This is a genomic window from Paraliobacillus sediminis (genome assembly GCF_003426055.1).
On sequence record NZ_QJSI01000003.1, the window covers coordinates 192,208 to 210,757 of the forward strand.

General features: G+C 35.4%; 19 protein-coding genes. 6 read left to right on the forward strand and 13 right to left on the reverse strand.

The features are described from left to right. Positions 1 to 26: 26 nt before the first annotated feature. Both ilvN and ilvB read right to left on the reverse strand, forming a co-directional pair. Positions 27 to 551: an acetolactate synthase small subunit gene (gene ilvN / locus D2K60_RS13615; protein ID WP_117169879.1), complete on the reverse strand. Its 525-nt coding sequence runs from the start codon at positions 549 to 551 to the stop codon at positions 27 to 29. Beyond that, positions 548 to 2,281 carry a biosynthetic-type acetolactate synthase large subunit gene (ilvB, locus tag D2K60_RS13620; RefSeq protein WP_420818815.1) on the reverse strand — a complete coding sequence of 578 codons (1,734 nt, stop codon included), beginning with the start codon at positions 2,279 to 2,281 and terminating at the stop codon, positions 548 to 550. Before ilvB ends, ilvN begins: the two co-directional genes overlap by 4 nt. A gap of 814 nt (positions 2,282 to 3,095) precedes the next feature. Here ilvB and D2K60_RS13625 point away from each other — a divergent pair. Beyond that, positions 3,096 to 3,554: a DUF6884 domain-containing protein gene (locus tag D2K60_RS13625; protein WP_117169878.1), complete on the forward strand. Its 459-nt coding sequence runs from the start codon at positions 3,096 to 3,098 to the stop codon at positions 3,552 to 3,554. Between the two features lie 50 nt (positions 3,555 to 3,604). Here the strand turns inward: D2K60_RS13625 and D2K60_RS13630 are convergent, their stop codons facing one another. Both D2K60_RS13630 and D2K60_RS13635 read right to left on the reverse strand, forming a co-directional pair. Continuing rightward, the gene (locus D2K60_RS13630; RefSeq protein WP_117169877.1) at positions 3,605 to 4,762 is read right to left on the reverse strand and encodes an MFS transporter; all 1,158 of its coding nucleotides are present in this window, start codon (positions 4,760 to 4,762) and stop codon (positions 3,605 to 3,607) included. A 359-nt stretch (positions 4,763 to 5,121) separates the two neighbouring features. Beyond that, positions 5,122 to 6,450 carry a TrkH family potassium uptake protein gene (locus D2K60_RS13635; protein WP_117169876.1) on the reverse strand — a complete coding sequence of 443 codons (1,329 nt, stop codon included), beginning with the start codon at positions 6,448 to 6,450 and terminating at the stop codon, positions 5,122 to 5,124. 218 nt (positions 6,451 to 6,668) lie between these two features. On the opposite strand from D2K60_RS13635, the gene D2K60_RS13640 reads away from it, so the two are divergent. From D2K60_RS13640 to D2K60_RS13650, 3 genes are all read left to right on the forward strand, one after another. Beyond that, positions 6,669 to 6,902, forward strand: coding sequence for a phage holin (locus tag D2K60_RS13640; RefSeq protein WP_117169875.1), 234 nt, complete (start codon positions 6,669 to 6,671; stop codon positions 6,900 to 6,902). Positions 6,903 to 6,919: 17 nt separating this feature from the next. Next, a complete protein-coding gene (locus tag D2K60_RS21165; protein ID WP_275896248.1) occupies positions 6,920 to 7,738 on the forward strand; it encodes an N-acetylmuramoyl-L-alanine amidase in 819 nt (272 codons plus the stop codon). Between the two features lie 81 nt (positions 7,739 to 7,819). Further along, on the forward strand, positions 7,820 to 9,607 hold the full coding sequence (locus D2K60_RS13650) for a M3 family oligoendopeptidase (RefSeq protein WP_117169874.1): 1,788 nt from the start codon (positions 7,820 to 7,822) through the stop codon (positions 9,605 to 9,607). Here D2K60_RS13650 and D2K60_RS13655 read toward each other — a convergent pair. Further along, positions 9,598 to 9,891: a hypothetical protein gene (locus tag D2K60_RS13655; RefSeq protein ID WP_117169873.1), complete on the reverse strand. Its 294-nt coding sequence runs from the start codon at positions 9,889 to 9,891 to the stop codon at positions 9,598 to 9,600. The genes D2K60_RS13650 and D2K60_RS13655 overlap by 10 nt on opposite strands. A gap of 691 nt (positions 9,892 to 10,582) precedes the next feature. On the opposite strand from D2K60_RS13655, the gene D2K60_RS13660 reads away from it, so the two are divergent. Beyond that, a complete protein-coding gene (locus D2K60_RS13660; protein WP_117169872.1) occupies positions 10,583 to 11,566 on the forward strand; it encodes a zinc-binding dehydrogenase in 984 nt (327 codons plus the stop codon). A 104-nt stretch (positions 11,567 to 11,670) separates the two neighbouring features. Here the strand turns inward: D2K60_RS13660 and spoVAE are convergent, their stop codons facing one another. Genes spoVAE through D2K60_RS13680 form a run of 4 tightly spaced genes read right to left on the reverse strand, consistent with a single transcriptional unit; the run spans position 11,671 to position 13,998 of the window. Continuing rightward, positions 11,671 to 12,021, reverse strand: a complete 351-nt coding sequence (spoVAE, locus tag D2K60_RS13665; RefSeq protein WP_117169871.1) for a stage V sporulation protein AE — start codon at positions 12,019 to 12,021, stop codon at positions 11,671 to 11,673. Between the two features lies 1 nt (position 12,022). Then, the gene (gene spoVAD / locus D2K60_RS13670) at positions 12,023 to 13,033 is read right to left on the reverse strand and encodes a stage V sporulation protein AD (protein ID WP_117169870.1); all 1,011 of its coding nucleotides are present in this window, start codon (positions 13,031 to 13,033) and stop codon (positions 12,023 to 12,025) included. Continuing rightward, positions 13,033 to 13,503: a stage V sporulation protein AC gene (gene spoVAC, locus D2K60_RS13675; protein ID WP_117169869.1), complete on the reverse strand. Its 471-nt coding sequence runs from the start codon at positions 13,501 to 13,503 to the stop codon at positions 13,033 to 13,035. The genes spoVAD and spoVAC overlap by 1 nt, the downstream gene beginning before the upstream one ends. Before the next feature lie 15 nt (positions 13,504 to 13,518). Beyond that, positions 13,519 to 13,998, reverse strand: coding sequence for a YhcN/YlaJ family sporulation lipoprotein (locus D2K60_RS13680; RefSeq protein WP_117169868.1), 480 nt, complete (start codon positions 13,996 to 13,998; stop codon positions 13,519 to 13,521). 198 nt (positions 13,999 to 14,196) lie between these two features. Here D2K60_RS13680 and D2K60_RS13685 point away from each other — a divergent pair, with 198 nt between their 5' ends. Next, a complete protein-coding gene (locus D2K60_RS13685) occupies positions 14,197 to 14,658 on the forward strand; it encodes a hypothetical protein (protein WP_117169867.1) in 462 nt (153 codons plus the stop codon). A 22-nt stretch (positions 14,659 to 14,680) separates the two neighbouring features. Here the strand turns inward: D2K60_RS13685 and nfsA are convergent, their stop codons facing one another. From nfsA to D2K60_RS13705, 4 genes are read right to left on the reverse strand one after another with little or no spacing between them, the layout of a single operon-like run. Further along, the gene (gene nfsA / locus D2K60_RS13690; protein WP_117169866.1) at positions 14,681 to 15,427 is read right to left on the reverse strand and encodes an oxygen-insensitive NADPH nitroreductase; all 747 of its coding nucleotides are present in this window, start codon (positions 15,425 to 15,427) and stop codon (positions 14,681 to 14,683) included. A 17-nt stretch (positions 15,428 to 15,444) separates the two neighbouring features. Next, positions 15,445 to 16,182: a hypothetical protein gene (locus D2K60_RS13695; RefSeq protein ID WP_117169865.1), complete on the reverse strand. Its 738-nt coding sequence runs from the start codon at positions 16,180 to 16,182 to the stop codon at positions 15,445 to 15,447. A 35-nt stretch (positions 16,183 to 16,217) separates the two neighbouring features. After that, complete coding sequence (locus tag D2K60_RS13700) at positions 16,218 to 17,354, reverse strand: S1C family serine protease (protein ID WP_117169864.1); 1,137 nt, start codon at positions 17,352 to 17,354, stop codon at positions 16,218 to 16,220. Positions 17,355 to 17,373: 19 nt separating this feature from the next. Beyond that, entirely contained in the window at positions 17,374 to 18,522 is a 1,149-nt protein-coding gene (locus tag D2K60_RS13705; RefSeq protein WP_117169863.1) for a zinc ribbon domain-containing protein, read from the reverse strand. Positions 18,523 to 18,550: the final 28 nt, after the last annotated feature.

The window sequence follows — 18,550 nt, forward strand, 5'->3', positions numbered from 1 at the left end:
AATGTAAGATACATGTTACTTCTCTTTTAGTGTAGCAATGAAAATGGTGTGTTTTCTTGTGCAACCTGTGGCTGTTGGCCACGTTGGAATGCCGTTACGCCAGTACGAGCTAATTCTTTAATGCCGTATGGTCGTAAAAGTTCAATTAATGCTTCAACCTTTTCGGGTTTACCTGTTACCTGAATGGATAATGTATCTTTACTTACATCAATAACACTTGCACGGAATGGTTCAATAATACCTTGTATTTCAGCGCGTAGCTGGCTGTTACTTACGATTTTAATTAGCGCAAGCTCACGAGCAACAATGGCTTTATCTGTTATGTCAGAAACCTTTAGAACATCAATTTGTTTGTTTAACTGTTTGGTTACTTGTTCTAGTTTTTGGTTATCTTCCACTTCGACAACAAATGTTATTTTAGATATGCCCTCAATCTCAGTACGACCGACAGATATGCTTTCAATATTAAATTGTCGTTTTTGTAATAACCCAGTAATTCGGTTTAAGACACCACTTCTATTCTGAACAGTAGCTGTTATAATTCGTTTCATGGTTTCACTCCTATCATTTCATGAATACCTTTGCCAGGTGCAATCATCGGATATACATTTTCTTGTTGTAGTACACGACAATCAATTAGAACTGGCCCGTCATAAGCGATAAGTGCTGGTAATTTTTCTGCTAGTTCTTTTTGCGTATCTATTCTTGCTCCTTTGATTTCATAAGCTTCAGCTAGCTTAACGAAATCAGGTTGGATGGAAAAGACTGATTCAGAATAACGTTTGTCATAAAATGATTCTTGCCATTGTCTAACCATACCTAAGGCAGAATTATTAACAATGATGATTTTTACTGGCAAACCTCGTTCTTGTAAGATAGATAGTTCTTGTAATGTCATTTGAAAACCACCGTCTCCAACTATTGCTACAACTGTATCATTGGGAGCGGCGAGTTGAGCTCCAATAGCAGCTGGAAAGCCAAAGCCCATTGTTCCAAGTCCACCGGAGGTTACCCAACGATTTGGTTGACTGAATTTGTAATATTGTGCTGACCACATTTGGTGCTGCCCAACGTCAGTTGTAACAATCGCCTTACCTTCAGTAGCTTTGTAAACTTGTTCAATTACCCATTGACCAATCATCTCAGATTCAGGTTTGTTATACCAAAGCGGATAATCTTGTTTGTTTTCTTGAACGTGGTCAAGCCAGTCACCAAAATCTGATGATGTTTTAATCTGTGTAAGCATTTGTGTTAGTGCAAGTTTAGCATCAGCAACAATCGGAATATGTGTTGTAATATTTTTACCGATTTCAGCAGGATCTATGTCAATATGAGTGATGATCGCTGCTGGAGCAAAATGGTCTAAGTTACCTGTTAGTCGATCGTCAAAGCGTGCTCCAATATTAATTAACAAGTCACATTCATAAATTGCCTTATTTGCTGCATATGTTCCGTGCATCCCAGCCATTCCTAAGAATAGAGGGTGTTCTCCAGGAAATGCACCCAATCCAAGTAGTGTAGAGGTAACTGGAATTTGATGTTCTTCTGCGAATGTTTTCATTTCTTCTGATGCTTTCGCAATAGATATGCCTGCACCAGTAAGGATAACTGGTTTTTTAGCTGCTTTTAATGCTTCACCCAGTTTTTTAATTTGCATTGGATTCGGTTTAATTGTTGGTTGATAGCCTGGCAAGTAAAAATCAGTGTCGTAATGATCTTCACATGGATTAGCGGCTAAATCTTTTGGAATATCAACTACAACAGGACCAGGACGACCGGTTGAAGCAATATGAAATGCTTCTTTAACGATACGAGGTAAGTCCTTGATAGAACGTACTTGATAATTATACTTTGTGATTGGAGTAGTTATCCCCATGATATCTGCTTCTTGGAAAGCATCGGTGCCAATGACACTTTGGTTAACTTGCCCTGTGAAAACTACAAGTGGCAGTGAATCCATCATTGCATCTGCAATTCCTGTAACTAAGTTTGTCGCACCTGGACCAGAAGTTGCAATCACGACACCAGGTTTCCCTGAAACACGTGCATAACCTTCTGCGGCGTGAATCGACCCTTGTTCGTGTCTTGCAAGTATTTGATTAAACGACCCTTTAGCTCTATATAATGCATCGAAAATTGGTAGGACAGCACCACCAGGATAACCAAATAATGTGTCTACACCAGCATCAACTAAAGATTCAACTAAAAGATCTGCCCCTGTTTTTGGTGTTTTGTTAGCTGCATTTACTTGTTCTTCCTGTTTCATTGTCATTTTCGCCATTTTATAATCCCTCCTGCATATTTTTAAAGTGTTTTAATATAAAAGAAAAAAGACCTGTTTTCTCCAAATAAACTGCATCTAATTCAATTGCAGTATTACAAGGGAGAAAAGGTCTTTGCTTTTCACGGTACCACCCTGATTCACAACACTTTTACAAGTATTGTCTCATGAAGTACGCTATAAATAGAGTACTTCTTTTTTTAACGAGTGAACTGTGATCCACCCGGCCAAATCTACTTAGGTTACACCTGTTCAATTTAACACTCAGAGACGATGTCAGAATAAAATGTATTTCCGGGCTTCCAGCAACCCCGGCTCTCTGTAAATACAAATGCTTATTCCTTTGTTCTCTTCATCGATTTAGTTAATAGTATAGCTTATCTGTATTAATCTATTATACCATCAGTATTGATAGTTGTGACAACTTTTTGTGTAGTTAGTTCAAGTAACATGCTTTCATTTAGTGAAAAGTTGCATATGTGTTTTAAATTTTCAAAAAACTCATTTTAAAATTAGAATAAATAATTTATTTGGTTGACGACAATCATACAACCATTTTGAGATAAGGTCAACAGGTTTAGTGAAAATTTTCTGATATTTATAAAAAATGTGTGTGTTTCATGTAGAATAAATATTTGTTAAAGAGGTTAAAAGACTGCCGTTACTAGTGTTAAGGTGCTTTTTTATTTGCAATAGGTCAGATGTTGATGGTAAGAAAATCTTACAGGAATTAGTTGTTAATTGGTGCGTTTTTAAACAAATAATGGTAAATTATCTATGGTATGATATTTTGAGAAGAGGAAGGTGATTATTAATGAAACAATTAGCAATAATACCTTGTGGCAAAAAAAAGATTTGGGATAGAAACTCCTCTCAAGGACCTGCAGTGGTAAAGGATGCATATGTCGGTGTGTTGCATCGAATGTGTGAACAATATGCGGAAATGTTTTGTGATCAATGGGTTGTTTTATCAGGAAAACACGGATTAATGTTACCTAATGAGACGATACTAGAAAATTATAACGTGACATTTGGAGTGAAAAATAATGGAGAAGTTATTTCAATTGAAGAATTACAAAGTCAACTGTTAGATAAAAAATTAGGTGCATTTGATCAAATTATTTCCTTAACAGGAAAAAAGTATCAACCAATTATTGAAGAAACATTTGGACCTAATAAGGATATTCGTTATCCATTATTAGGTACAAAAGGAATAGGGGAGATGCAACAACGATTAAAATCTGCCATTAAAAACAAAAAAGCACTACTTTGAATTTTTATAAGTAATGGCTCTAGCTATAAAAGGATGCTATCTCGATTAAATTAATCAGAGAAAGCATCCTTTTCGTTTTTTGGAAGCAAACAGGAAAATGTTAAAAGCACTATAAATAGAATTGGGATAATGAAAAGAACAGTACTAAAAGGGATAAATGGTGCTAGCACAGAACCAATACTTGCTCCGATTAATAATACGAAAGAGTATAGAGCTATCGCAGTCGATTTGAATAAATGTGCATGTTTTCCTACGAGCAAGACCACCATCGGAATGGTAAGTGAAGTAGAGGCAATCATAAACAGGGAAGCTATTAATATAGTAAAAACATTTATCGAAATAGCGGCTGGAATAAACCCAACTACCATAATTCCTAATTGAAACCGCAATACCGACTTTACGCTCCACTTTTTAACGAAAAACCCAGAGAAAAATGCAGGTAAGATGCCAATTAAGCTTATCAAGCGTAGTAGTTGTGAAGAATATGGGAAATCACGCAAGCCATTGTATAAATAAATTTCAAATGAGCCATAGAATAACATAATCGTGAATAGCAAGAAAAAAGTAATCGTGTAAACCTTTTGCAATGTATGATCACGAAAACACACTAAAATTATAGGTAAGATTTTTTTTGTATCATCTCTTCTTGATGGACTAGATGGTTCTAATGTAAGAAATAGACCAATTAAACAACTTAAATAAAAATAAAAGAAGGCTGTGAAAATAAAGTGATAGGAACTTAATTCGGTAAAGAAAACAGCGGTCATTTGTCCGAATACGCCTGCGAATAAAAACCCGGTATTAATCATAGCAATTACAAAAGTTTGGGAAGAATCTTTAAAATATTTAAAGCAATAAGCAAATGTTAATGGTGCAAAACTTGCTGCTAGAAATCCTTGGAACATTCGTAAAACAAGTAAACTTTGAAAGGAATTACTAAAGCTAAGTAATAAGGTAACAACAGCCAACACGGCCATGCCAATTAATAAAAGTTTACGTAATGAAATACGATCAGCCAAAATACCAAAGAACACCAACCCCAGTGCATAAGGAATAACAAACAATGTACTAGGCAGACTGGCAAAATGTAGTGATATATGAAATTTTTCAGTCAATAATGGTTGAATAGGGATCATGATATAAATACTACTAGCGATAAAAATAGAACAATAGATCAAAACAATGGCAGTAAAAGTAGTTTTAGGCATTGAACATCACCTCAGATTTAGATGGACTAATGTACTATATTAATTTGAAAATGAAGTGTGCCACTATTTTGAGTCATACATATTTTTATAAAAACTTGCGTTGATTTCAATAATACTTGTTTAAGCAGTGTTAGGTAACCGATTTGTTTGAAAAAAAGTCGGCGCTGGAACATAACAAAATTTCTTATTCTAAATATTAATAACGCAACTTACTCACCAAAAAAATAAGTACTTGTTTTCACCAAATCAAGTAACCGAACTATACTAGTTTTAACAACTAGCATAGTTCGGTTACTTTAATATTTATTTATTTTTGTCCCAGATTCGACTTTTTTATGGAATCTAGGATATCTTTCAAATCACCCAGTATAAACGTCACCTTTTGGATAACGAATGTGTGTATTGTGGGGTCTTGCTAAAAGAAAAGCAAATGTTAATGGTCCTAGACGACCAATGAACATCAGTAATATAAGTAGTTCCCTCCCGATATCTGTTAAAGAACCTGTCAATCCCATTGATAAACCAACCGTTCCGAAAGCTGAAACGACTTCAAATAGTATCATTAAAAAGTCTGCCTTTTCTGTAATTGTTAATGCAAGTGTAAAAATGAAAATCACAGCAAAGCCAATACTCATAATGGCTAATGATCTGATAATTATTGCTCTAGGTATAGCACGTTTAAATATGACAGGTGATTCTTTAGTAGTTAAAAAAGCATAAGTGGATAAGAATACGACGATAATCGTTGTCAGCTTTACACCACTAGCCGTTGAGCCACTACCTCCCCCAATAAACATCAGCATAATTGTATATAACAGGGAACCATCTTCCATTGAACCGATGTCAATGGTATTGAATCCTGCAGTACGAGGTGCTACAGCTTGAAAGTAAGAGGTAATTACTTTATCAAAATGACTGAATGAACCAATTGTTAAAGGATTATTATATTCGATAGCTAGAATCACGAGTAAGGAAATAAAGTTAAGCGCAAATGTTCCGATTAGCATTAATTTCGTATGCAAGGTTAGCGGATGCCAATGCTTATTGGCTTTTAGGTCTGCAATAACTGTGAATCCAATCCCGCCAATGATAAATAAAATGGTGATGACAATATTCACTACTGGATCAGTTGCATGTCCCATTAAGCTATCAGACCATGTGGAAAAGCCAGCATTATTAAATGCTGAAATACTATGAAATATACTGTGAAATAAACCATCTGACCAACCATATTTAGGTACCCAATCTAGCGCAAGAATTAAAAAACCACAGAATTCTACTATAACAACAAAACTCATTAGTAATTTAACTAAACGAACGATTCCACCAGGCGTATCTTGATTAAAACTAGATGACAAGAATAGACGTTGTTTGAATGTAATCTTTCGACCGATTACTAATAGAGTGAATATCGCAAATGTCATTAATCCAATCCCGCCAAATTGAATCATAATCATAATGGCCGTTTGACCAAATCGTGTGAAAGCAGTTGCTGTATCAACAACAATTAAACCAGTTACTGTTGTAGCAGATGTTGCTGTGAATAAAGCATCCAACCAGTTGATAGGAGTGGTGGTAGCAATAGGAAGTTTTAATACTAATGTACCTATTATAATTACTGCCAAGAAACTCAAGGCCAATACTTGTGGTGGAGAAAATGTTAAAAGCTTTGATTTTATACTTTTCATGTTATCCCTCATCATCAATTCAAAATCAAAAATATATAATTTGCTTTTCTATAGATGTATTCTACCACTTTTTCAAAAAAATGATAGACACTTTTAGTAGTCTTTACATGGATTATAGAAATAGGGCGATAAGAGGATGCCGTTCCAAAAAAGCGCCTTCAAGCAAATACTATAGTAGCGTTACAATCTATTACTGTAACGCAAGGAGGTGATTAAAAGTGGACAAAGGTACGATTATACGAACAGTCACCTTGCTTGTTGCTTTAACAAATCAAGTACTTGTTTTGTTTGGAAAATCGCCATTGCCAATATCTGATGTAGTCTTGGAACAATTCCTTTCTACTTTCTTTACCATTATCTCATCATTGATCGCTTGGTTTGGAAACAATTATGTAACAAAAAAAGGAAAAGATCAAAAAGAATGTTTGAAACAACATGGACTATCGAAGTGAAGAGGGAGGAAAATTGCTTGAAACCAGTTCTAATTATTGATCCAGGCCATGGCGGAGCTGATCCAGGAGGTGGTTCAAATGATAAATGGGTTGAAAAAGATCTCGTATTACAAATTTCATTATATCAATTAAAGAGATATAGAGAATTAGGAATTCCGGTAGCACTAACTAGAAATACAGATCAAACAGTAACTCCAAATAGAAGGGTAAGAACGATACGAGTAAGTGGTGCGCGTTATTGCCATTCTAATCATATTAATGCAGGTGGCGGAGACGGTGCTGAGCTTATTCATTCTATTTATAGTGATGGGAAAATGGCTAAAAGTTTAGCAACGAGATTAAAAAAATCAGGCCAAAATGTACGACGTATTTTCACTAGAACGCTACCGAATAACAAGAACAAAGACTACTATTTTATGAATAGAGAAACGGGAGAGGTAGAAACAATCATTATTGAATACGGATTCGCTGATTCAGTAAAGGATGACCGCACCCAACTTGAAAAAAACTGGGAGATGTATGCAGAGGCTGTTGTTGAAGGGTTTTGTGCTTTTGCAGGTTATTCTTATTGTGTTCCGACGCGTCAAGGGAATTTAGAACAAGATAAACCATGGTATATTGGCAAACGACTTGTTAGCAAGGTAGATAATTTACGATATTATCGTGAACCATCCTGGGAAGATAACGCCTGTGTGAATACAATCAATAAAGGAATTGGTTTTCCGGAAATTGCAGCGAAAATAACTGTTGGAACAGGTGCGCAATATAAAGTACTAAATTCTAAAGGTGAAATTTATTACATTACAGCGCATGAAAAGTATGTCCATGTTGAATAAAGGATGCCACAGCATCCTTTTTTTTATTTTTTTACTAAAAAGTAGTAAGATAGAAGAATAATTGTCTATAGGAGTGATGGAATGGAATTGAAGTATAAGCAGGTTTGGAATTTAGATACATTGTTTGCTGGTGGTAGTAGTTCTAAAGAATTCGCCGGTTATATGGAGGAATTAGAGAAACGTTTGGAAATGTTGAAGATAGAAGTTGGGCAATCACAAGCCCAAAAACTAGATGAAGATACATTAGAAAAAATAGTGAGTCTGGTTCGGGTATGCACGATGCAGTTAGAAGAAATATCTTCGTTTATTGGTTGTTTAACAGCAGAAAATATACAAGATAAACAGGCCAAATTATTTGTAGGAAAAAGCAACAGTTATCAAGCAATGTTTGATAAGATAATGACGAATTTTGATAATAAGCTTACTGAAATCCCAACCAATAGATGGGAGTCTTTCCTTGAAACTCCTACTATTAAACCTATTGCGTTTGTATTAGAAGAACGGAGAAAATTAACAAAAGAGAAATTACCTGCTGAACAAGAAGCATTACTTGCTGATTTAGCAGTAGATGGTTATCAAGCTTGGGAAGAAATGTACGATGCAATTGTTGGCAAGATAACGATTGATTGGCAAGATGCAAATGTAGTGAAACAATTATCCGTAGGACAGGTAGAAAATAAGTTAAATGATAGTGACCGCGACGTACGTAAATCGGCATTCGATAAGTTAGAAGCGGCTTTTACAAAGGAAGCTGATCTTTTTACAGAAACATTAAATCATTTGGCTGGATTTCGATTACAAACGTATGCACATCGTGGTTGGACAGATGTATTAAAAGAGCCATTAAGCTATAATCGAATGAGTCAGAAAACATTACATACAATGTGGCAAGCAATTAGTGAAAATAAATCGATCTTTTACACCTATTTACAACGAAAAGCAGAACTTTTAGGTGTGGAGAAATTAAATTGGTATGACCTAGAAGCACCCATTACAAAGCATTCAAAAAAAGTTAGTTTTGATGAAGCTGCCGAGACTATTGTTGCACAATTTTCTGAATTTAGCCCAAAGATGGCTCAATTTGCACAAAATGCTTTTGAGAAGAGTTGGATTGAAGCTGAAGATCGCTCTGGCAAGAGACCTGGAGGATTTTGTACGAGTTTCCCTGACAGTAAAGAAACTAGAATCTTTATGACATATGCCGGTAATGCTACGAATGTTGCTACGCTTGCACATGAATTAGGTCATGGCTATCATCAATATATAATGGATGATTTAGATGTGTTAAATCAAAGTTATGCGATGAATGTGGCGGAAACTGCGTCTACATTTGCAGAAATGATTGTAGCGGATGCTGCTGTACGGAATGCCAAAAACAAAGACGAAAAAATTGGATTATTAGAAGATAAAATTCAACGAAGTGTAGCGTTCTTCATGAATATTCATGCGCGTTTCTTGTTTGAAAAGAACTTTTATGAGGAGAGAAAGCGTGGTTTCGTTTCAACAGAACGTTTAAATGACTTGATGGAAGACGCTCAAAAAGAAGCATTCGGAAATCAATTAGAAGTATATGATCCAACATTTTGGGCTTCGAAATTACATTTTCATATCACAGATGTACCATTCTATAACTTCCCATATACATTTGGTTATCTCTTTAGTATGGGTATCTATGCACGAGCATTAGAAGATACCGCTACATTTGAAACGTTTTATAATGAATTATTATATGATACTGGAAGAATGAGTGTAGAAGATTTAGCCAAGAAACATTTACAAGTTGATTTACAAGACCCAACATTCTGGGTAGAAGGTATCAACCTTTGTAAGCAAGATGTAGAGGAGTTCTTACAATTAACTCAAGAATAGCCTGAGGCTTTTATCTCGCGAAAGACAGCAACAAATGGGGCAGGATTTATTTTTGATTGAAAAGCTAACACGCCTTTATCTGTATGTAAATAAAGAAAATAGTAGTGTATGGACAAGGCTCGATAAGAGATGTCTAATACACTTTCTAATGCAATATAATTTTCAGTACTTTCAATAAAATTTTGGTGTAGGTTAACTTTATGGGCTGTTTCTTGTGTGAATTGTTGATTGTTGACAATTTTACGTTCTGTCATGAAATAGGGGTGTGAAATTACTTCTGTCATCAGAGCACTCCTTTCTACTAGTATTGTTTAGTATGTCATCTCAGAGAGAACTTATCAAAGAATACGAATGATAAAAAAGAAGATTCAAGTCTTTTTCCCGTGTTGACGACCACACAGCAACAATAAAAGAACCATAACTCTTATATAGCTTACAATTGCAATAAACTGCGATTTACGACGGAATTTCCATCAACTACGACGTAACATTACCACCACTACGGAAGCAAATGGGCTCCCTTTCTGTGGGCACAGCCTCAGCTAACTTGGAAGCAAAGAACACTTCCAAGTGGATCTTCGGCTTGTGCTGTTCCCACTAGAGTGTCACCCATTTGCTTCCTTCGCTAGTTAGTGGAAATATTTCTAAGTAGAAAACAGAAACAATAAGGCGGATTTTCAAAATATGAATGGCTATTGTGTTTATTTATAGTTCATAAAATATTACTGACAAAACTCCCTCAGTTAGATTCTAGCGGAACAATTGAAATTGGTGAGACTCCAGTGGGAACAGCGCGGGCTGAAGATCCACTCGGAAAGCGACTTTTGCTTATCCGAGTTAGCTGAAGCCGTGCCCACGGAAAGCGAGCCCATTTCAATTGTGGAGCGGGTATGGAAACTACGTCGCAGTTTCTATCTGCTGCGAGGTTTTAATAGCATTGGAAAAGAGTCATAATAATTAATTGGAGGGGATAACATGAAGGCGTATATGCATCAAGGGGATCAACTTATCGTTGGTACCATTGAAGAACCGGAACCTATGCAAGGACAAGTCAAGGTGAAAATAAAGGTGGCTGGGTTAAATCATCGGGACCTACATATACCCGAAAGAAGAGGGGAAAATAAAGAGCCACTTATTTTAGGTTCTGACGGTGCGGGAATAATTGAATCAGTTGGAGAAGGTGTGACAACATTTTCTGTTGGTGACGAAGTGGTTATTAATCCAGGGTTAGGTTGGATAGAAAATAGTGACGCACCACCAGAAGGCTTTAGTATTGTTGGAATGCCTTACCATGGAACATTTGCAGAGAAATATGTAGTAGACGCAGCATTCGTAGAAAGAAAGCCTAGTTACTTGACATGGGAAGAAGCTGGCGTATTAGTGTTACCTGCTTTAACGGGTTATCGAGCGCTATTTACTAAAGGGAAATCGAAGTCTAGTGATACCATCTTTTTCCCAGGAGCTGGTAGTGGTGTAGCAACTTATATTATTCAGTTTGCAAAAGCCGTTGGAGCAAGAGTGATCGTCTCTTCACGTTCACAAGAAAAAAGAGAAAAAGCACGTGCATTAGGTGCTGATGTTGTAATAGATACGAATGAAGACTGGAAGAATGCATTAAAAGGGGAGATGATTGATTTAGTAATTGAAAGTGTTGGGGAAGCTACTTTTAACCGATCATTAGATGTATTGAAAAAAGGTGGAAGAATGGTAACCTTTGGTGCTACAACAGATGACCAAATAACAATTGATATGCGGAAATTTTTCTATGGTCAGTATCAGTTGTTTGGATCAACAATGGGTAGTAGAGAAGAGTTGCGAGCTATGCTAGTGTTTATGGAAGAACAAGTTATTCGTCCTGCAGTTGATTGTGTATTTGATCTTGATGATGCGGCAGAAGCATTTACTTATCTTAGAAATGGAAAGCAATTTGGTAAAGTTGGGCTGCGCATCAATAATTAATTAGTTAAAACAAAAAACAAGCATAAGTATATCGTGTTTTACAACCAAAAGGTAGCGTGAAAACGAACGTTTTGGGTCTAAACACGATAGCTTATGCTTTTTATTCAACCTTTTGGTTTAAAGAAGATTGCTCCAATCACTCCGAATATAATCGCAGCAGATATACCGGAACTTGTTATTTCAAACATACCGGTAACGACACCGATTAAGCCATGTTTCTCTGCTTCTGCCATTGCGCCATGAACTAATGAATTACCAAAGCTAGTAATCGGTACAGTTGCTCCGGCCCCTGCAAAATCAATTAAAGGTTCATATAATCCAAACCCGTCTAAAACGGCTCCAGCTACAACTAAAGCACTTAGTGTATGTCCGGGGGTGAGTTTGAAAACGTCAAACATAATCTGACCAATTACACAAATGGTACCGCCTACTAAAAAGGACCATAAAAACACCATTTTATGCACCTCCATTTTCAATTGATACGGCATGCGCGATGCAAGGTATCGATTGCTTTTGTTGCACGGAAAGGGGGGAGAGTAATGCGCCGGTTGCAACAACTAATAGTTTGTTTATTTTTTTAGCCCTTAGTTGATTAAGTAGATGCCCAAATGTGACAACAGCTGAACAGCCTGCACCGCTACCGCCAGCGAAAACTTGTTGATCATTCTTGTAAATTAACAAGCCGCAATCATTAAATGTTTTTTCATCTAATGTAATACCCTTTTCTTTAGCTAGATCAATGGCGATTTCCCTTCCGATTTTAGCCAAATCACCTGTTACGATCATGTCATAGTAAGTTGGATCAACGCCTCGTTCCTGCAGGTGGGTAACAATTGTATCCACTGCAGCAGGTGCCATTGCTCCACCCATATTGAATGGATCAGTTAATCCCATATCAAAAACTTTTCCGATTGTAGCACTTGTAACGCGAGGACCGTCCCCGGATCTACCAAGTAAAGCAACACCAGCACCTGTCACAGTCCATTGTGCAGTAGGTGGTTTTTGTCCACCATATTCTGTTGGATATCTAAATTGTTTTTCGACAGCAGCATTATGGCTACCTGCTCCTGCTAATACATAGTTTGCTCCATTTGTATTTACTAAGTATGCACCCAAAGCTAATGCTTCCATCGACGTTGCACAAGCACTAAAGAGACCAAGATAAGGAATTTGCAAAGTGTTAGCAGCGAAATTAGTAGGTGTCATTTGATTAATCAAGTCTCCACCTAACATAAATTGTACATCTTCCTTTGTAATGCTTGATTTTTTAATTGCTTGTTGACACGCTTCTTCCATAAGTAATTGATGTGCTTGCTCGAAAGATTGTTTCTCTAACCATAAATCAGAATGTAAGAGATCAAAATCATTTGCGATTTTTCCCTTCGCTTCAAATGGACCGCCAACTGTTCCGGAAGAAACAATCACAGGTGCCTGATCAAAAATCCATGTTTGCTTCCCATTAAGCATTAGATAAGCCCCCATTGAATAAGGAGTGTTTTAATAATTGCAATAACAAAAGCAGAGAACACCCCGTAAACGATAACAGGACCTGCAAGTTTAAACATATTTGCACCAACACCCAATACGAACCCCTCCGTACGATGCTCAATAGCGGCAGAAATGACAGCATTACCGAAACCAGTGACAGGAACTGCTGTACCTGCACCTGCATATTGTGCAATATGATCATAAACACCAAACCCCGTTAGTAACATCGTAATGAAAATTAACGTGGCTACCATCGGGCTTCCGACAGTTTGTTCAGTAAAATCAAAATAATACATATAAAAGAAGGAAATTGCTTGCCCTATCGTACAGATAAGGCCACCAATTAAAAAGGCAATCAAGCAATTTTTAAGAAGGGGACGTTTTATTTCTTTTGTTTCTGCTAACTTTTGATATTTTTTTTGACTTGTTGTTAGTTTTGTTGGTGACATTATAAAAGTTCCTCTCTAAGCAGTGTCATTTTTTAGCTTTTTAATTTTATCAAATCGTTTATCAAAATCTTCAATTGAAAATTGACCATTTTGTAAATCTTTTACTAATTTGTTTATTTCGATAAAGATTTTTTGATCAGAAGAAACGAGGATATTTAATTTTGGTTTTATCTTTTCCATTTCTTTTTTTACGTCTTGTTCAATCTGTTGCTCGTTAAACTGTTGGAAAGCAGTCGTCTTTATAGCTATTAGCATGTCTTCATGATTTTTAAGACTTACTACATCTTCAACAGAATTAAATGTAGAAAGAATTTTATCATTTATCTCTTGCAAATTAGCTTGCTCTATTAAGCCTCCTTCATTTTTAATTTGTTGCATATTCATATCACTTTGCTTATTAATTAATGGCGGATTAGCATCTTCCTGATTACATCCAGTTAAAAACGGGAAGAGAGTAATAGACGTAATAATCCAAATAACTTTTATTTTCGACATATAATCACCTTTATTCTCGTATTATAAAAATATGTTAATGACTCTGTGTGATTAGTTTGTATAAAAAAACTTTAGATATACGATGAAAATTATTTAAACCGAATAATATAATCAAAAATAATTTCCACGAATTTGAAACTTTTTACCGTTGGTTTTCGTCATTATATATATAGAAAAGATTTGAAAGGAGGGAGTTTGATGATAAAGCGTCTCGTTATTATGGGTTTTATTCTTTTGGTTATTGGAGCTACAACGGTTTATTGGCTGGATAATACAACGACAACAACACTGGCAGAAACGGTTTCAACTGATCAAGAAGAGAACGACTTTATTTTACATATGCGAATAGAAAATACGGATGAAGGTTTTCGGATTTTACATTCATTAGAGTATATCGGGGAAGAGCAAGTTACGATTGAACATCGAACTCCGCTAATATCTATATCGTTTAACACGGATACAAGTGACTTTACAGGTAGTCCTGTTAGTAAAACGTTAGAATCTGGTGATATATATCGTCCACATCAGGGTGCACTTATAGAGGAACCGCTTGAAGCAGGAACACATACGGTATACATGAATTGTCAATTTCGTTATAAGGAAGAAGTTATAAATATTAAAATTGAAAAAGATGTTTTATTTCAACAAAAAAAGCCTTAAAAGGCTTTTTTTGTTGGTGATTTTAGTGTTTATTGAATCCTTTTTCTCTAACATAGCTTGACATTCTAGCGCGTTTTGGAGTTGAAAGAGTATGTTTCATTTGGTCTGTCCAACGCTCGTTTCGTTGATTGGTAGTCCGATTTTGATAATAATCAGCAATTTTTTCATCGAATTTCTGTAAGTGAAGTTCCTCATCCTCAATTGAAATATATTGATTTTCAAAATAATATGCGGCTTTAGGTAATCTTGGTTTTTGATCGGTTTCAGCATCGGGATAACCGATCGCCATACCGAATAAAGGAACTACATGTTCAGGAAGATTAAATAATGTGTCGACCTTATCAATATCATTGCGAATACTTCCGATATAACAAATACCTAATCCCATTGATTCTGCAGCAATGGCAGCATTTTGCGCTGCTAAAGTTGCATCAATCGTAGCTACTAAGAAATGTTCTGTATTTTCTAAATTAACGCGCATATCTTGGTATTGTTCATTTGACGATTGTCTAATGTGACGATGAAAATCAGCACAGAAGATTAGAAAGTGACCATTTTTCTCGATATAGGGCTGATTTGATATACTTGCTAATTTTGCCTTCTTATCATTATCAGTCACACCAATAATAGAATAGGCCATTAAGTAACTTGATGTTGAAGCAAGACTTGCGGCTCCTAAGATTATATCAATTTCTTCTCGTTTTAAGGCTTTATCTTTAAAACTCCTAATTGAACGATGATTTAACAAGGTCTTAATTGTTTCATTCATTTTATTTACTTCCTTTCTTATTCGCCTACAATAGCTAAAGTAATTTGATCTATCATTTTATCAGATTCTATCCATAAATCTAGTGCTGCTATTGTAGGTTCTTCAATAGCTGGTATATCAACTAGTATTGTTTCATTATCTTGCCACGCGATGTTTTCTATCGGCCATTTAAAAGAAGTGAATAAAAGGTCTTTTTCATTTGTCACGCCAAGTGGTGTGAAATTCTCTACATCAAGAATTACCACTTTATTTCTTTGCCATGACTTTTCAGGATTTTGACGATTGAATATAAATAATAGTTTTGATGCATCAGGTGATGGGATAATGTCAGAAACAGTTGCTAAATCAGCTAATAAAAGCGAACTACCTTGATCTGATCTATCTAATAATAAGTAAGAACCACTATCTTCATAAAGAGAGAATGAAAGTAAATATAAAGAATCCTTAGTTGAGCTATCTATTTTTTCTAATTTCATATCATCTAAGGCTTGTTGACGATCTTGAATTTGAGCAAGATAGTTCTCTAAGATAGGTACTTGGCTTAATTCAATCATGATCTGTTCATTTTCTAGATTGAACTCGATCATTGTATTTGCTTCATTTTCACTTGATTCATCTTCTGTTTGTTCAACTAATATAGCACTTTCTTCTTCATTTCCATTAATATCATTTTGCACAATAGCAGGTGTGTCATCAGAACAACCAACGAGAAAAATGGAAATCATTAGTATCCAACCACTATAATGTTTAATCAATTGCATCGCTCTCCTTTAAAAACATTCATTTGTACCTAATCAGATACTTCTTCCTTAATTAATTCAATAATTTTTAATTGATCATTTTCATACCCAATAGTAAATGTAAACGTTCGTTTTTCTGGTTCATTTTCAGAATCAACATGAACTACTTCAACATTTGAAACGATTTTTACTTGGTTTTCGTTCTCAAGATAGGTGGTTTTGCTTTCACTTACTTCTATTGAAAGATGATAGATATATGATTTCCTAAAATCAGTATAGCCTGTTTCGGTTTGTAGACTACTACCTAACAATGTATATGCGTTTATATAATCGTGTATCTTGATACTCTCAAAAAAATAACTAATTAGATAGTCGGCATCTTCTTGCATCTGAGTTGGATCGCTTTTCATGTCAAAAGAAGCAATCGGATAGATTAATTCTTCATCGCTAACAGAACGAGACCATTCTGTAACATCTTCAATGACATTTTCGATAGGTATACTAAATGCAATTTCACTTTCATCGATCCCGGCTGCATTAATACCAATTACTTCACCAGTTAATCGATTAATTAGTGGACCACCACTATTTCCATGTGTAATATTTGCAGAAATTTGATACACATTATCATAGGAGAAGTCATCAATTTCAAAGGAGCGATTTAACCCAGAAATAATACCAATTGAAACAGAGTTTTGAAAACCTAAAGGACTTCCTACAGCAATAATTTCATCACCGATGCTTAATTGTTCTGAAGACGATATCTCAACAGGTGTCTGGTTAATTAGTTGCGGGACTCTAATAACGGCAATATCTTTAGTTTCTCCAATCTGAACGATAGCTGCATTATACGTTTCAGTGTTTGACATTGTTACCGTAATGGATTCAGCATCTTTAATCACATGTGCATTCGTAATAATGTCTCCATTGGTATTGTATAAAAAACCAGAACCCGTTTTTTCGCTTGTCGCTGTTTCAACACTAATTTGAACGACGTTTTTTTGTGCTTCATGAATAATGGATTGTAAATCCTTTTGACCAGTTGTATTAATTAAACTTGCAACGTTATTATCATGTTCAACAGTTTTAGATGACCAATTATTATAAAGGTTGAAACAGATGGTAATACTTGTAATTATAATGATAAGGCTAAGTGTAATTGTAATGGAAAGTGTGTTTTTTTTCATCTCGCTACCCCTTAAGTAATTAATCAATGAACCACTTTATGGTTTCAATTTTTACATCATATGCGTTATTTTTATCTGTTAAATCGTAATGCGTGTGATCAAATTTCCCAACTTCATCGGGATATAATGTTTCGGGGTAAACATAGATTTCATTTGTTTCAATAATATTATCAACTTTATCTATAATATTATAGGTGATAGCAATACTGTTAATTGGAACAGTCGCAACACTTTTAAGTTCACCAAAGATAACAATGTTGCCCTGATCATCTTCGTCTAATGCAGCATTCGTTAGCTCTACGGCGTCATTGTTGTTAAGGTCACGTTCTGCTTCAACTGCGGTAAGAGCTTGTTCAATTCTTTTTTCCTGTGCTGTTTCAAATGCAGTCTTTTCTTTTTCAATTGTTGTTTTTAAACTTGATAGCTTCTCTGAATCAGGTGCATATTGTAAAGCATTTGCAACAATAGAACGCGCTTCGGAAAATTGTTTCTCTTGTAAAAGCTGATTTGCAGTAGTAGAAGAATAGGCGATGATTTGCTCTCTGATAGAAGTCGCTATCTCCATTGCTTCAGGATTTTGAATACCTTCAGCTTCCCATAAAGTAGTTTGTAATGTTTGGATGCTTGGTTCACCTTCTAATTTTTCTTTTACTTTTTTAAGTTGGATCTCTATACGTGATGTTTCTAATTTGTCGGTTAGTTGAATAACTGCTTCACCGTTATAGCTGCTTAATTCTTTCTTACCCTCATTTATCTCAACTAAAGCATCTTGATAGCTAATTGCTTCTTTATTTTCAATATCATTTTTTATTGTTAGTGCAAGTTCGGTGAATGCTTGTAGTTCTTGTGCAGCTGGAAAGTTACTATTATGTTCAAGTGCTGCTTCTATTTCAATGCGTGCCTCTTGATAATCTTCGTCTAATAGGTAGTTTTCCGCTTTCTCATAAGACGCGTTAGCCTGTTTTGTTTGAGATTGCAAATAAAAATAATAGCTTGTACAAGCTATCACACTTAATAAAGCTATAAGTATAGGAATATGAATGAAACGAAAGAACCTTTTTGGTGGTATCTTTCTAGAATCAATATCTGTCGGTAGTTTTTCACCACATTGAATGCAAAATAATTCATCTGTTTTCGTTGTGCTACCACAATATGGGCAATAAGCCATGTTAAAACACCTACTTCTAGTTGTAATA

Coding starts and splice junctions, on each gene's coding strand:
- nfsA (WP_117169866.1), bottom strand. CDS start 15,427: ATGAATGAAACAATTAAGACCTTGTTAAATCATCGTTCAATTAGGAGT.
- spoVAC (WP_117169869.1), bottom strand. CDS start 13,503: ATGTCACCAACAAAACTAACAACAAGTCAAAAAAAATATCAAAAGTTA.
- ilvN (WP_117169879.1), bottom strand. CDS start 551: ATGAAACGAATTATAACAGCTACTGTTCAGAATAGAAGTGGTGTCTTA.
- D2K60_RS13685 (WP_117169867.1), top strand. CDS start 14,197: ATGATAAAGCGTCTCGTTATTATGGGTTTTATTCTTTTGGTTATTGGA.
- D2K60_RS13700 (WP_117169864.1), bottom strand. CDS start 17,354: ATGAAAAAAAACACACTTTCCATTACAATTACACTTAGCCTTATCATT.
- ilvB (WP_420818815.1), bottom strand. CDS start 2,281: ATGGCGAAAATGACAATGAAACAGGAAGAACAAGTAAATGCAGCTAAC.
- D2K60_RS13635 (WP_117169876.1), bottom strand. CDS start 6,450: ATGAAAAGTATAAAATCAAAGCTTTTAACATTTTCTCCACCACAAGTA.
- D2K60_RS13625 (WP_117169878.1), top strand. CDS start 3,096: ATGAAACAATTAGCAATAATACCTTGTGGCAAAAAAAAGATTTGGGAT.
- D2K60_RS13655 (WP_117169873.1), bottom strand. CDS start 9,891: ATGACAGAAGTAATTTCACACCCCTATTTCATGACAGAACGTAAAATT.
- D2K60_RS13660 (WP_117169872.1), top strand. CDS start 10,583: ATGAAGGCGTATATGCATCAAGGGGATCAACTTATCGTTGGTACCATT.
- D2K60_RS13680 (WP_117169868.1), bottom strand. CDS start 13,998: ATGTCGAAAATAAAAGTTATTTGGATTATTACGTCTATTACTCTCTTC.
- D2K60_RS13630 (WP_117169877.1), bottom strand. CDS start 4,762: ATGCCTAAAACTACTTTTACTGCCATTGTTTTGATCTATTGTTCTATT.
- spoVAE (WP_117169871.1), bottom strand. CDS start 12,021: ATGGTGTTTTTATGGTCCTTTTTAGTAGGCGGTACCATTTGTGTAATT.
- D2K60_RS13705 (WP_117169863.1), bottom strand. CDS start 18,522: ATGGCTTATTGCCCATATTGTGGTAGCACAACGAAAACAGATGAATTA.
- D2K60_RS13650 (WP_117169874.1), top strand. CDS start 7,820: ATGGAATTGAAGTATAAGCAGGTTTGGAATTTAGATACATTGTTTGCT.
- spoVAD (WP_117169870.1), bottom strand. CDS start 13,033: ATGCTTAATGGGAAGCAAACATGGATTTTTGATCAGGCACCTGTGATT.